Source organism: Paenibacillus periandrae (genome assembly GCF_022458865.1).
Taxonomy (GTDB): domain Bacteria; phylum Bacillota; class Bacilli; order Paenibacillales; family NBRC-103111; genus Paenibacillus_S; species Paenibacillus_S periandrae.
The window spans coordinates 1-550 of sequence record NZ_JAJNMU010000118.1; the positions used below are offsets into that span (position 1 = coordinate 1).

Genomic DNA, 550 nt, shown 5'->3' on the forward strand with positions numbered 1-550 from the left:
AAGACCGGGATTTCGGTTGGACATCCTGGACAGATCCAGCGGGAACGGTAGGGAGTAAAGTGGTGACCTTCACGACGGGATCGAAAAACAAATACCGGTTACTCTGGGGAATGAATCAGGGTGGGGGCTTGTCGATTGATGATATCCAGGTCACGAAGCTCAATGAATCGTTTGAGCGCGGGACCTATGAAGCGACGAGCTTCGGACCGGGAGCAGGGATCATAACGAATGATCCTCAGAAAGTCATAACAGGCCAATATTCGGCCTATGCAGAGGCAGCGCCAAGCCAATATTGGCAAGAATTTAGTATTTCGGATCCCAGCAAAATGCAGCTGGAGAAAAACACGACCTATACCGTATCGTTTAAGCACAAGGCGGTGACAGCCACCAACGGTTTTTACTACTTTGTCGCGCGGAGTGAGGAGGAAGACCGGGATTTCGGTTGGACGTCGTGGACAGATCCAGCGGGAACGGTGGGGAGTAAAGTGGTGACCTTCACGACGGGATCGAAAAACAAATACCGGTTACTCTGGGGAATGAATCAGGGTGG

At 51.5% G+C, this 550-nt stretch carries 1 protein-coding gene; it reads left to right on the forward strand.

Annotated elements, in window-relative coordinates:
• The coding region (locus LRL21_RS44825; RefSeq protein WP_240422216.1) for a hypothetical protein at window positions 1-550 on the forward strand (550 nt) is incomplete at both ends.